At 42.3% G+C, this 13,682-nt stretch carries 11 protein-coding genes; 4 read left to right on the top strand and 7 right to left on the bottom strand.

Annotated elements, in window-relative coordinates; translation table 11 throughout:
- Window positions 1-171: 171 nt before the first annotated feature.
- Entirely contained in the window at window positions 172-1,425 is a 1,254-nt protein-coding gene (locus tag FKN93_RS05145; RefSeq protein ID WP_170904618.1) for an iron-containing alcohol dehydrogenase, read from the top strand.
- An 81-nt stretch (window positions 1,426-1,506) separates the two neighbouring features.
- On the opposite strand, the gene FKN93_RS05140 is transcribed toward FKN93_RS05145, so the two are convergent.
- From FKN93_RS05140 to FKN93_RS05125, 4 genes are all read right to left on the bottom strand, one after another.
- Window positions 1,507-2,361 (bottom strand): MurR/RpiR family transcriptional regulator, encoded by an 855-nt coding sequence (locus FKN93_RS05140; protein WP_004395036.1) that lies wholly within the window; start codon window positions 2,359-2,361, stop codon window positions 1,507-1,509.
- Between the two features lie 338 nt (window positions 2,362-2,699).
- Complete coding sequence (gene panP, locus FKN93_RS05135; RefSeq protein ID WP_170904617.1) at window positions 2,700-4,352, bottom strand: pyridoxal-dependent aspartate 1-decarboxylase PanP; 1,653 nt, start codon at window positions 4,350-4,352, stop codon at window positions 2,700-2,702.
- Window positions 4,353-4,555: 203 nt separating this feature from the next.
- Complete coding sequence (locus FKN93_RS05130; RefSeq protein ID WP_170904616.1) at window positions 4,556-5,461, bottom strand: lysine exporter LysO family protein; 906 nt, start codon at window positions 5,459-5,461, stop codon at window positions 4,556-4,558.
- 53 nt (window positions 5,462-5,514) lie between these two features.
- Window positions 5,515-6,435, bottom strand: a complete 921-nt coding sequence (locus tag FKN93_RS05125; protein ID WP_154167864.1) for an HDOD domain-containing protein — start codon at window positions 6,433-6,435, stop codon at window positions 5,515-5,517.
- Window positions 6,436-6,787: 352 nt separating this feature from the next.
- Here FKN93_RS05125 and FKN93_RS05120 point away from each other — a divergent pair, with 352 nt between their 5' ends.
- Window positions 6,788-7,375: a TfoX/Sxy family DNA transformation protein gene (locus FKN93_RS05120; RefSeq protein WP_154167867.1), complete on the top strand. Its 588-nt coding sequence runs from the start codon at window positions 6,788-6,790 to the stop codon at window positions 7,373-7,375.
- Between the two features lie 137 nt (window positions 7,376-7,512).
- On the opposite strand, the gene FKN93_RS05115 is transcribed toward FKN93_RS05120, so the two are convergent.
- From FKN93_RS05115 to FKN93_RS05105, 3 genes are all read right to left on the bottom strand, one after another.
- The gene (locus tag FKN93_RS05115; protein WP_158138576.1) at window positions 7,513-8,061 is read right to left on the bottom strand and encodes a hypothetical protein; all 549 of its coding nucleotides are present in this window, start codon (window positions 8,059-8,061) and stop codon (window positions 7,513-7,515) included.
- A gap of 312 nt (window positions 8,062-8,373) precedes the next feature.
- A complete protein-coding gene (locus tag FKN93_RS05110; RefSeq protein WP_154167871.1) occupies window positions 8,374-8,871 on the bottom strand; it encodes a response regulator in 498 nt (165 codons plus the stop codon).
- A 10-nt stretch (window positions 8,872-8,881) separates the two neighbouring features.
- Window positions 8,882-10,816 (bottom strand): ATP-binding protein, encoded by a 1,935-nt coding sequence (locus FKN93_RS05105; RefSeq protein ID WP_170904615.1) that lies wholly within the window; start codon window positions 10,814-10,816, stop codon window positions 8,882-8,884.
- A gap of 185 nt (window positions 10,817-11,001) precedes the next feature.
- Here FKN93_RS05105 and FKN93_RS05100 point away from each other — a divergent pair, with 185 nt between their 5' ends.
- Window positions 11,002-12,264, top strand: a complete 1,263-nt coding sequence (locus FKN93_RS05100) for a DUF945 family protein (RefSeq protein WP_004395044.1) — start codon at window positions 11,002-11,004, stop codon at window positions 12,262-12,264.
- Between the two features lie 239 nt (window positions 12,265-12,503).
- Window positions 12,504-13,598, top strand: coding sequence for a 3-phosphoserine/phosphohydroxythreonine transaminase (gene serC / locus FKN93_RS05095; protein ID WP_004395045.1), 1,095 nt, complete (start codon window positions 12,504-12,506; stop codon window positions 13,596-13,598).
- Window positions 13,599-13,682 lie beyond the last annotated feature (84 nt).

Below are 13,682 nucleotides of genomic sequence, written 5' to 3'. Positions count from 1 at the left end.
ATAATTTATGCCCAAGTTAAATAAAGCAGCGACAGTCATGCCATCTATTGTGATGTCGTGCATAGTCTGAGATGAAGTTTGAGTTATTTAGCAACAGGTTGCACTGAGTCAAAAATTTTTTTTACAAAGGAAAGCAGACTGAATGCTATCAAAGTGATTGGGGGAGGGCACATGTTTCAGTTTATGACATCGAATCGAATTGTATTCGGTGCGGGTGCACTGCAACACTCGCTATCGCTGATCAATCAATACGGTTACAGCGTTCTATTGGTCTCAGGTAAAAACGTGCAACGCGCTCAAATGATCAGTGATTACTTGCAACAGCAAAAGATGCCGTATCAACATGTCGCGATCTATGGCGAGCCCAATATTACTATGGTAGAAGAAGCGGCAATTGTCGGACGACGTTTTCGACCACAAGTAGTGATTGCTATCGGTGGTGGTAGCGTTTTAGATATGGGCAAAGCTTTAGCGGCGATTATTCCTAATCAAGGAAATGTGTATGATTATGTTGAAGTTGTTGGTCGTAATGTGCCACTCAAAGCAAAGCCACTGCCGTTTATTGCGATTCCAACCACCGCCAGTACCGGTTCTGAAGTCACGAAAAACGCAGTGTTAAAATCTGGACAAGATAAAGTTAAAGTGAGTTTACGTAGCCCAGAGATGCTGGCAGTCATGGCGATTATCGATCCGAGTTTAACCTATGGCACCGATCGTTATACGTCTGGTCGTGGTGCAATGAAGGCTTTTACTCATCTCATGGAGGCTTACGTTTGTGGTGATCCCAATCCTTTAACGGATATGATCTGTGAAGAGGGATTACGCCGTTTATCACGTTCAACGCTTGCTGCGTGTTGTCTAGATGATAAACCTGCTCGTGAGGATTTATCTTTTGCTGCGATGTTGGGCGGGATGGCAATCACTAACGCTAAGCTAGGTGCTGCGTATGGATTGGCCTCTGCGTTGGGAGGTAAGCTCGACGCGCCACACAGCGTGATCGCCGCTCGTCTTGCCCCTTACGTTATGAGAGAGAATATTCATGCGGCGAAAAAGGCTCAGCGAGCGGATGTTTTACAGCGTTATTACCGAATCGCTCAATTATTAACGAAGCGTAAAAATGTCAATATTGATGACAGTATTCTTTGGGTACAAATGATGCTCGACAAATTACTATTACCGACGTTGAGTCAATTTGGCGTGTGTTCGACTTCTTTCGAGCAAGTTGCGACGGATGCTCTGCGCTCACAAGCGATCAAAGGCAATCCACTACCGTTAACTCATGAGAGGTTAGTGTATATTTTACGTCAAGTTTGTTCATGTTCTAAATCAGAAACGCAGAACATTATCCCGCCTTTGGTTACCGAGAAAAGATTGCAGTGGATTTATAATTCTCGCCTTGTCGAAGGAAGTGAACAAGGAAGCTAAAAAGTAGAAAGAGAATGGAGCTATTCATCTTATGACCATGAATAGCTCCATTCTCTTTTTAGGTTGGGGGAGAAAAAAGAATTAAAACTGCGATAATTTATCGTAGCGAGAGTCTTTTAACACGTCTTTGACGCGTTTGAGGTTTTCTCTAAAACCAGAACCTCGGCGTAAAGTAAAACCGGTCGCCAACACATCTATCACCGTCATCTGCACAACTCGACTCGCCATCGGCATGTAAACATCAGTATCTTCAGGGACATCAAGACAAATCGATAAAGAACTCGCTTTATCTAATGGCGAGTCTTTTGCGGTAATTGCAATAACCGTTGCGCCATTTTCTCGTGCAAGATTAGCAATTTCGACTTGGCTTTTTGTCCGTCCTGTATGAGAAATAAGGACGATCACATCATTATCAGTACAGTTAATACAGCTCATCCGCTGCATAACAATATCTTCAAAACAAGAGATTGGAATATTAAAACGAATGAATTTGTTTTGTGCATCACGCGCAACGGAGGATGAAGCGCCTAAACCAAAAAACGAAATGCGCTTCGCTTGCGTTAATAGGTCAACGGCTCGGTTAATTTGCATTGGGTCGAGACTATTTTTGGCAACATCCAAACACGCCATGGTCGATTCAAAGATCTTATGGGTATAAGCATCAGGTCCATCGTCTTCTTCCACATTGCGATTCACGTAAGGCGTACCATTTGCCAAACTTTGCGCTAAATGTAACTTGAAATCAGGGAAACCTTTGGTATCGAGTCGACGACAAAAGCGATTCACCGTTGGTTCACTAACATCGGCCATTTTGGCCAGCGTCGCAATACTGGAATGGATCGCGGTTTGCGGGGAAGCCATGATCACTTCAGCTACCTTACGTTCCGATTTGCTGAAATTTTCTAGATTTTTTTGTATTTTTTCTAATGTATTCATAGTGTTCACGCGGGCCTAGAGAACAACTCATTGGGATTTTTAGGTGTCTTATCATCATAAAAATGAATTATTTCGACAAGGGACACATTTACCAACGCCATGACGCGAGTATAAACCCAAGCGGTCATAAATCATAAAGTAAACACACTATCAAATAGTGAGAATATGACAAGCCTCAAACTAAATTTCATGAAAACTACACTTTTAATTGGCGAAAAGAGCTAAAAGCGTCGTTTATCGATGGATTATGATGGGCGAGTTACAATAAAAAGAAAGAAATTTTCATTTATTTCTTTCTTTTTATTCGTCGTTATTGTTTTGCAAATTTGCCCGAGTTTTTAAGCCTGTGAGCTAATAATGCTTTGACTCGACTGATTTATCTGGGCAAGTAATTGAGTGGCTGTTTGGGCTATGTCCCTTTGCTCTTGCAAGACCGAGTGTAAAATTGACCTAGTCGTGAGCGGGTTCGCCAATACGACACGAAAGACTAAGGTATCTAAACCTTGCCAACGTGCCGGATTGAGTTGTGTGCGAGAAACAAACGATTTACCTGTTTCACGCTGTTTCTTCTGAATGTATTTAGTTAATTCATTCAGCAAATGATTCAGTGCGATTCTCTCTTTTTCATCAGCGATTGTCAGTGCTTTTATAGCGTTATCAGGAGCATAACGATAAGTGAGCAGGCAAAGTTCAGGTTCTGAAACGAGTTCAAAATCTGTTTGTGATTGAATCAGATCAGCAAAATAACGCGCTTTCTCAATGCTTTGATCAATTAATAGTTGATAACCTGCACGACTAATAATATGCATGCTCGCATAGACAAGCATCGCCATCCCAGAACGAGATCCTTCTAAGGTATGACTGCCTAAATCTTTAGAACCTTTGCGTAAAATATATTGCGCATGATGTTCTATCGCATTCATTGCATGAGGGTCTTTAAATAACACCATTCCGGCACCCATTGGGATATACATTTGCTTATGGGCATCAATGGTTACAGAATCGGCCAGTTCAATACCATCCAACAAGTGGCGATAGGTACTCGACATTAGGGTGGCACCACCCCAAGCGGCATCGACATGAAAATGACATTGCTCTTTTTGGCAAATTTCACCGATGGTTCTTAGTGGGTCGACATTTCCCGTCTCAGTTGTACCTGCAACACCGACAACGGCAAAGGGATGAATATTTTGTGATTTGAGTTGGTTAATCTTCAACTGCAGATCATCGGGACAAAGACGATTATTATTATCAGTACGAACAGTGACTAAGCCTTGTTGGCCAATGCCCAAAATATCAGCAGCTTTTTTTAGTGAATAGTGGCCGCGCTCAGAGACTAAAATCGCTAATCCTTGATAACCATAGTGGAGCATGGCTTTGAATAAGCCGTCTTTTTCTACGCCACCAAAACCCTCTCTCGCTTGCAGTGCATTATTACGTGCGACCCAGAGCGCGGTAATGTTAGCAATGGTGCCCCCTGAACAAAATGCGCCAAGAGAATGGGCGGCACTGTGCATCCATTGTTGGTAAAACTCGTCTTGTTGAGCATAGATAAGACGGTGCAACATGCCTAATACTTGACGTTCAAGTGGCGTAAACGCTTTCGAGGTTTCAATTTTTACTAAGTTTTGATTCAAAGCAATCATGATTTTTGACAGCGGCATTAAAAAATAAGGCAATGCTGAAGTCATATGGCCAATGAAACTGGGCGATGCCGTATGCACTGATTGAGCCACTAACGTATCCATTAAATGTTGAGTATGCTCTGAGACAAACTCTGGCGCTTCAGGAATGTGCGGATTGGAAAAGTCTTTTTCTATCTCTTTAAGCGGCTTTTCTTCTGCCACAATATGCTCACGTAAGAATTGGTTTAAATTACGTGACAATTCTTCTTCAATACGAGTTAGGGTTGAATCTGGTCCTTCTGGTACGGTGAATATACGTAAAAGGCTCTCAAAGCTTGCATCCGCTATTTTATGTTCTGATACCATAGTTATATCGTTATTGTTGAGACTGGTTAATGTCAGCTAGGCAATCTAAACCAAAACAAAAAACTTGTCCTGCAGTAATTTATATAGCCTTGGCGGTTCGTTCTTTGTTCGATTGGCGCGCTTTACTCAGTCACTTAATTGGGTTACGCATATTGATGAAATGTTGATGCATTGTAAAGTGCGCTATAACGGTTTCTTGAGCGTTAACCTGCAAGAGAGACAAATAACAACATTAAAAACGGCACTAACAGACTCAAGATAAAGCCACTGACAATCGCAATGGGAACACAGCGTACTCCCCCTGTCGTCTGGATCACTGGCAGGGTGAAATCCATGGCGGTTGCTCCGGCGTAGCCAATAGAAGTGCAGGGCTTGCGACCAATAAACATCGGTATTAAGGCCAGTGCCACTAACTCACGCATCAGCTCAATCAAAAAAGAAGCGCCACCATAGACTGGGCCAAAAGCATCGCCCATCAGAATTCCAGACAATGAGTACCAGCCAAACCCAGAGGCCATGGCTAATGCTCGATAGATTGGGATATCGAGAATGAAGGCCGCTAGGATCCCACCTATCCAGCAGGTAATAATGACGACTGAGGCGATGATCATGCCATGCTTATTCAATAAGATCTGTTTCAATGTTAAGCCACTGTTTCTTAATTGAACGCCAATAAAAAACAGTAAAATAAATAAAATCCATTCACTGGCACTTTCTACCCAAGATAAATCAAAACCAAGAATCAAGCCAAGCAGCAGACCTGCGCCCACGACAAAAATCAGCTTAATTGATTCTAACGCCATGCTTGATAAGGGTAATTTGGTTTGTGTCGCTTGGCTATCAATGGGAAACCATTTATCAATCCAGGGAAGAGCTAACAAGTTACAGCCCCCCATCGCAAGAAAAAACACGCCTGCAATACGCAAAATTGCTTGTAGATTAGCGCTTAAATTATCTAATGCAGCAAGGCTAAGCCCCATCAGGAAAAGGATGACATAAACCAGAGAAACCGTTGCTTTGTTGAGTAAGGTTAATTTTGCTGGCTGAGAAATAGAAAAAAGATACCCGATAACGAGTGGGGCAAAAATAAATAGCATCCCTAAAAACATAGATTCCTCAATAGGTAACCCCAGCTCGTATTGACGATGATTGGGGAAGGGGGTCAAAAACCACTGGCGTTAATCACGCCATGTAACTGAGAACGAAATTCAACGTCCGTCATGTTACTTAAATGGTAAAGCACTTCCGCGCCCGTGGTGTTAATTTCCACTTCATGCTCGTCTAAAGCGTCATCTTGTTTACGAAATAATAACAAATGATTTGCGATGCGAGCGATATCAAGATAACTGACTTCTTGGCGATGCTCAATGAATGGTTGGTTACTCGCCACTTCGAGAAAATCGTTATCAAATCCCCAATGTTTTAAAACTAGCTGACTGGTTGCCGAACAGTTCGATTGGAAAATCTGCAGTGCAATGTCTTGATCAAGGTAGTGTCCATTTTCCAAGTAAAGATGGTACTCATTCACTAAGCAAAACAGACCGATATCGGCCAATAGACCAACCAACAAAGCTTTCTCTTGTTCTAAATGTTGATAGTGCTGCGGTTCTAAACGCTTAAACCATTGAGTAACTAGAACCATACTGGCACCAAATTCACGTGATATGGCTGCACTATTGGTCAGGACTTTATTGCACGCGGTACTTAGATTAATCGAATGCTTGAGTTGCTCAATAGCTTGAGCGGTGACAATATCACGTACGCGTATAATACCTAAGCGGGAAACCGCGGTGCTTAAGTCCAGACAGGTAATATTTCGGCGATTAAAAACCACCGAGTTTGCGACTCGAATAACCACCGCTGCGAGACTTGGATCGTCGGTTAGACAGGCGGCCACATCAGCGATCGTGGTGGATTCAATACTGCATAATTGTTGAATTTTCAACACCACATCCGGGATAGGGGGAAGCGCAATCTTGCCTGTACTGATTGAAAATTTAACCAGTTGAGCAAACTCACTTTCCAATCCTTGGATAAGGAGGTGTTTATTTTCGGGAAGCCAGTAAAAAGATAAATGGTTCATCGTATCCGGTCAAAAGCGGGAAGACGCCCCATTTTACCGATTGCTAATAAAGAGATGCAACCATTAAACAGGTCTTAATGGTTTTATCGTGTAATATAAAGCATTAAATGAATAACGACTGATATGCAACATTAAGTTTTTGTGAAGTCAGTAGCTTTTTAACACGCTTTTCAAGTGATGGATGTGAGTTAAGTCCAGACTTATTTTATGGAATTAACTATCATGTACATAAATCAATACGCAGGCACGTAGTCAAAATAAGCTTGCGATGTATACCTAATTTATTCGCTATAACTTGCTGCTATCTGGTGATCTTTGTGACTCGGGGACGACGATTAAAGGATCTATCAAGATGAGTGAGACAACATTTTTTGATTATGTAATTAAGTTTGGGGACTACCAAAAACGCTCAATGTTCGGTGGTATTGGCTTATTTCAACAAGAAGCCATGTACGCATTGTTAACTGAGGGGGCGATTTTCCTTCGTGGTAGTGAAGAACTCGATGAATTATTAATCCAGTTAGGCTGTGAAAAATTCCGTCATGTGAAAAAGCAGACCACAGCAACCGTTAATTACTATGACATTACGCAACTTTTTGAGCAAGGTTATCCACAATTAGACGATATTATTCAACGTTCTATCTTTTATTCTATTTCGCAACGTAGTTTTCAAAAATCGCAGGCGAGCCGTCGGTTAAGAGACTTGCCTAATATGCAATTGACTCTTGAGCGAATGGTAAAAAAAGCCGGCGTCAGCGATGTGGAAACTTTTGTAAAACTTGGCGCTCCTGCTGTATTTAGTAAGGTTCGCAAAATTTATGGCAGTGATGTTGATGTTAAGCTGCTGTGGAAGTTTGCTGGAGCGATTGAAGGTGTGCATTGGAAGCTACTCCAAGAGCCACAAAAACGTCAGTTATTAGAATATTGCCAAGCTCGTTGAGCAATAATAAACAAGCCGAGGTCAGAGACGTCGGCTTGTTTTATGAAACGCACAGAGTACTTAAACTGAGTGGTATATCCAAACTACTTGAAGTTGCAGCCAACACCGCTGCTTCTTCAAGTAAGAAGGGTATAAAATTAGTATTTAAATCGAGCCGTAAGCATCAGTTGGTCACCATACGCATCATTGAAACGGGCTTCTGCGCCGAGTGAGAATAATTCCGTTGAGTGGAAACGAGCGTAAACAGAACCTATCCAATCGTCGCGATCATCAATAGAGACATAACCTGCTTTTCCACCGACTTCAAGTTGTGGCCCTAACCACTGACGAACACCTAAATTCAGTTCCATTCCCGAATCTGCACTGCCGTAGCTTTTCTTATCTTGTAAACGGAATAACATTTCTCCCGTTAAATCTGCCCAATTATTAATCGGTGCGTGAAAGCCAAAACCTGCGGCGAGATCGTAATCACTTTCAAACTCAGAATCGATACGGGCAATCATATGAGCATTAGGATGAATCGATTTACTGATTGCTGCACCGAAGGTAGCAGGGCTAGCGCCGAAACGAGCTTCGATATATTCGTAGTTAAAATTACTCATCACAGTTGGACTGTTTGGATCCGTTTGAGCCAAAGCGTGTGCCGACGTTAGAAGTAAAGCGGTTGCCATGATTGTTTTGCGCATAGTCACAATAAACCTATCTGTTTATGATTAATTCCATAGTATACCCAAGCGACATTAAGATGCAGTATTGAAAACGTTGCAACTGATTTCAAATCCAATGCATACGGCTTATAGAACGGGCGGCTTGGGTACACACTAAATCAATTACTATTTCGAGTGTGATAACATCATAATTGATTGATAGAGATGAACTCTACCAAAAAATGTCAAGATTGGGTTACCTTGATAAAAAAATAGCTAAATCAATATGATATTGTTTAGAATGCGACCATCTTTTTATCTGTTAAGCTCGATATTGTTCACGTTTAAAGATCATTCACCATAACTGGAGCGGTTTGCAGCCAGTGCGTTTAGAATTAACTCAGTATCAAGAATTGGCATCCAAGCCATTAAATCGGGCTCGTTTTCGATCACGTAATGAGTTAACTGCTCTTTCACGGTATGACGTAATTGCTCTGCTTGCCAAGGTTTCGTGATAAAGAAATGCAAGCTCGAGTGATTAATTGCTTCGACGGTATCGTCTAATCCAGCTTGCCCGGTTAACAATACCTTACGTGTTGGCTGAGTCGCTTCAGATTGGTTAAGTTCGATAAGAAAATGAATGCCGGTTTCTTGAGGCATAATGTGGTCACACAAAATAAGTGCCAGCGGGATTGCTTGCTGCTGGTAATCGGTAATGACTTCTTTGGCTTCTGCGACAGACTCCGCGGCTTCAAGAATAAAATGTTCTTCGAAGACGCTCAGATCTTGCATAACGCTATTCAGTACTTCACGTTCATCATCGACACATAAAATCATCAGTTTTTGCATTTATTTCTCCCTAAATAGGTTCTCGGTTGACGGGTAACCAAACCTGCATCGTAGTGTATTGACCAACTTCACTGTCTACGTTGATCCATCCTTGGTGTTGACGAACAATTTGTTGGCAAACAGATAAACCAATCCCTAACCCAAAATCGCCTTCTCGTTTGGTGGTATAATTAAGCGTAAAAATCTCGTCTTGTCGCTCTTTAGGAATGCCACAACCATTATCGGTAAAACTGATCACCGCATAAGCGTGATTACCTTGTTGGCGTAGCTCACTGGTAATGATTAATACGCCATGCTCTGGAAACGCTTCAACCGCATTAGAGATAAGGTTAGTCCAAACTTGTTGCAGGGCAATAGGGAGACAAGAGATAGCGGGGAGTTTGGCATAATGCTTTTCAACCTGGTGTCTTTTGAGGCGATTTTCGAAAATAACTAAAGTGTCCTCTAGTCCTTCATGGATATCGACAGTATGAAACGTTTCGTCATCTGCGCGCGCATACCCTTTGAGACTTTTGACCATATCGGAAATTCGCTGCGCACAAACCTGAATCGAACGAAGATTACTCCCTGCTAAGAAATACACTTCTAATTGTTCAATGTCGAGCAATGCTTGTTGTGGTTGAGACTGAGCTAAATTGAGTAGATGTTGGTCGTGCTCTAGGCCGAGTTTGACGATTTTTTTTGCTAATAGCGGATGATGAATTTGTTCGGCGATTTGCTTGGCTTTTGCCCGCTCTTCAGCCGTGGACATAGGTTTAGATTGTAAGGCTTGGGCCAGTAGTTGTGCGCCAGTATGTTCCAAAGAGTGGGGTGGAGCATGACCGACGAGTTGAGCAATATGAGTTCGTAGAGTATCACTGCCACGTAGAATCGCCGCAACAGGATTGTTTAATTCATGAGCGACGCCGGCAACCAACTGACCCAGCATGGCCATTTTTTCACTTTCCATCAGTTGCTTATGCGCTGATTCGAGCGAGTCGAGCGTTTTTTGTAATTGTAATTTGGTATTAATGCTGCGCTGTAGCCGTCGATTAAAATGACGCAGTAATAAGTTAGTAAATAGGGGCAGTAAACTGGTATCGCTATGCATCACTTTAGCAAAGATATCGCGATCTAATTTAATGACATCAGTACGAGTTAACGTTAACGCGGTCGAGAAAGAGGGCTCTCCGGTTACAAAAGACATCCCTCCGACGATATTGCCCTTATTGTGGCGCACGACTTCTCTTTGTTGGCCGAGCTCATCTCGTTTATACAGCGCCACTTCACCTGAGGTAATAAACCATAAGAAATGATTGTCTTCACCTTCAACGGTGAGTAAGTGCTCCGCAGAGTAAGTTCGACAGGCGCGTGTTTCATCATTACCGTCAAAAAACTCATACAAGGCACCGATAACTTGCTCAGCGAGTTGTTGATCGGACATTCGGTGATAATCGCTGATAAAACCTTCACGATAGATACGCATTTTCTGATCAATATGCGCGCGTAAAATTCGGGTTTGATCTAATAAGGTGCTGTAAGTAAGAATATTGTCTTTATCATTATCAAGAACATACGTGGTTAACTCTTGGAGAACCGTCTTACATAACACGTTATCTTGTAATGGTTTGGTTAAACAATAATCTAAACGTCCTTCATTAACCGCGTTTAAAATGGCTTGAATATCTTGACCGCTGCTGATCAATATTTTGCGTGCGTGTTTCGTCTCAGGGCTTTTATCTAATTGAACTAAAAATTCGGCGCCATTAAAGCCTTCATGATGACTGGCAATCACTAACGCAGCAGTTTGTTGGTTTTCTTGGATGAACTCGAGTGCCTGCTGAGCCTCTACGATAGAATCAGCGGTATAGAGATCAAACTTGGCGGAAAAAACACTTAATTCATGACGCCATTGTTCAATACTAATGGGATTATTATCTAAGCACAGCAGAGCATATCGATTCACAGTGGTCCCTATCATTATTTTTTAGCCAGACTACTGTAACAAGCTTTGCAAAAAAGATTTGAGAGCTGAGTTTAAGAATCTTAACCTCGTCAGTATTTGAGTTCGCTTATGGTAATGAGGCGCCACTTGAGCTCGATCAATCATCTGCGTTACACTGCTTGAAATAATAAGCAATCGAGTCATTTATGCAAAATATCAAACGAATAGGGGCTATCGGTGGAGCGGTAGTTTTAGTCTTGTGTTGGCCTTTAGCGGTTGGGCAAATAGGTCAGAAAGCGATTACTCACGGTTTAGAAAATTTAACGAATGAACAAATAAGCGCAGAGCTAATTCATTATGACCGTGGCTATCTTTCTTCTCACGTTTCAGCTCGATTTACGGTGCTCGATGAGCGAGTTCGGCAACAGTTGATCAGTGAAGGTTTACCAACACAGTGGATAGTGGACAGCGATATTCAACATCAATTATTCAGTTTGTCGGCGCAATCAAGGCTGCCAGAATACCCGGAATTACCATTAACCATGACCACGGTTACCCAATTAAATGGCAATACGGATTATCATATTCAGCTAGATAGCTGGCATTACCAACCGTTGGACAATGAAGCCTTAGGGATATCGTTAACGCCGGCTCAGCTTACTGGCACAGTCACTACCTTAGGGGAAGTGACTTATGATCTAACTTTGCCTTCGGTAATGGTTGATTTTATCGACGGTCAAAAAATGCAATTGTCTAAACTTGAAGCAAAAGGTCATGGCAAACAAGAAAATGGCTTTTGGCTGGGTAAGCAAGCGTTGTCGATTGGTGAACTTGAGATTAACGACAGTGACCATCAATCCCTTTTGCTTGTTCGTCAGGGTAGTTATGAATTCACTTCATCGATGGATGCCCATAAAAAACGTTTTACTAGCCAACATAAATTGACGGTTGATCAAGTGATTAGCGATGAAGGTGAAGTGCATGATGCTACGTTTGACTTTACGTTAGCGGATGTTGATAGCCAAGCTTTTGAGCAATTGTCCGCGCTATATCAAACCTACTCAACCATGCCAGCACAGGCTTTAAATCAAGCACTACCATTGATCGAAACACTGTTTTCTCAAGGTTTTAGTCTGAGCCTAAACCAACTCGCTGTTAAAGTGGGTGACGGTGATTTTTCGGCCAATTGGATGCTGACGATTCCTGAAGGTACAAATAATATTTTGCAAGACCCCAGCGTGATTTTACCGGCTTTAACGGGTCATCTTGATAATTTTGTCTCTCAACAATTTGCCCAAGATTACCCTTTTATTCAGCAAGGAATGGATGAACTGGTGATGATGGAGATGGCTACACAAGATGAACAAGGGTATCGAGTTCATGCGCAAATCAATCAAGGCAATGTCTCATTTGATAATGGTAAACAAGTGCCTTTGATCAATTTGATGATGCCCTTATTGATGCGTTAATAAAGAGGGTCTTCATTTTTTAATTAAGCCGCCTCTTAAGGGGGCGGTTCTGAAAGTCATGCGGATAAGTTGATGGAAAAATAATTAACCGCTGATCTTCAGTAAGTTCAAGCTGTTTCTTCTTATAAAAAAGTGGTATACCGAAAACACTCAGCATGGGCTCTTTCAGAGAGAGATGGTGAGTACAGTTACATTTTTGACATCATTTCCCCATTTTCGATAGCAGGAGCAAGCAATACATGGAGCCGAATACGGACACTATTTATAATTTTAGTGCGGGTCCCGCCGCCTTACCTAAAGCCGTCATGGATAAAGCGCAAGCTGAGTTAGTGAACTGGAATGGCCTTGGCGTCTCGGTGATGGAAATTAGCCACCGTAGTAAGCCCTTTATTCAAGTGGCGCAGCAGGCTGAACAAGATTTACGTGATTTGCTCAACGTTCCTGATAATTACAAGGTGCTTTTCTGTCATGGCGGCGCTCGGGCTCAATTCGCGGCGGTCCCCCTAAACTTATTGGGTACGGCGAATACCGCTACCTATATTGACGCAGGATACTGGGCAGCGAGTGCGGTCAAAGAAGCTCAAAAATATTGTCGTGTCGATGTCTTTGACGCCAAAATCAATAAGCAAGGCAAAACGGCGGTACGGCCAGCCAGTGAATGGGCGATTGATCCAGACTCGGCTTACGTGCATTTCTGTCCTAATGAAACGATTGATGGCATTGAAATTAATGATTTACCGATCACCGATAAACCGATTGTGGCCGATATGTCCTCGACGATTTTATCACGAGAGATCGATGTCTCTCGTTATGGGGTGATTTATGCTGGCGCGCAGAAGAACATTGGGCCTGCTGGGATCTGCATTGTGATTGTGCGTGATGATTTACTCGGTTTAGCGAATGAGGTATTACCGAGTATTCTTAACTATCAATTGTTGGCCGAACAAGAATCGATGTTTAACACGCCACCGACCTTTGCATGGTATCTGTCAGGGTTAGTATTTCAATGGCTCAAACAGCAAGGTGGTGTTCAAGCGATAGAGAAGATTAATCGAGCCAAAGGTGCGTTATTGTACGACTACATTGACTCGTCAGATTTTTATCGTAACACCATTCATCCAGATAATCGTTCATTAATGAATGTGCCTTTCCAATTAGCCAAACCTGAGTTAGATGAGACCTTTTTATCGTTGGCCGAAACTCGAGGCTTAGTTTCGCTAAAAGGCCATCGAGTATCTGGTGGAATGCGCGCATCGATTTACAACGCAATGCCATTAGAGGGAGTGCAAGCTCTGGTCGATTTTATGCAAGAGTTTGCTGAGCAATACGCCTAACTCGCTTTATTTCTCTCGATCAAACCGCAGTCAGGAGTGTCGTATCCTGACTGCGGTTTTTTATTCTTGATAAATTTGATAATA

Source organism: Vibrio sp. A8-1, assembly GCF_013048685.1.
GTDB classification, from domain to species: domain Bacteria; phylum Pseudomonadota; class Gammaproteobacteria; order Enterobacterales; family Vibrionaceae; genus Vibrio; species Vibrio metschnikovii.
The sequence above is the reverse complement of the archived record's forward strand: the minus strand, read 5'-3'. Positions and strand labels throughout refer to the sequence as shown.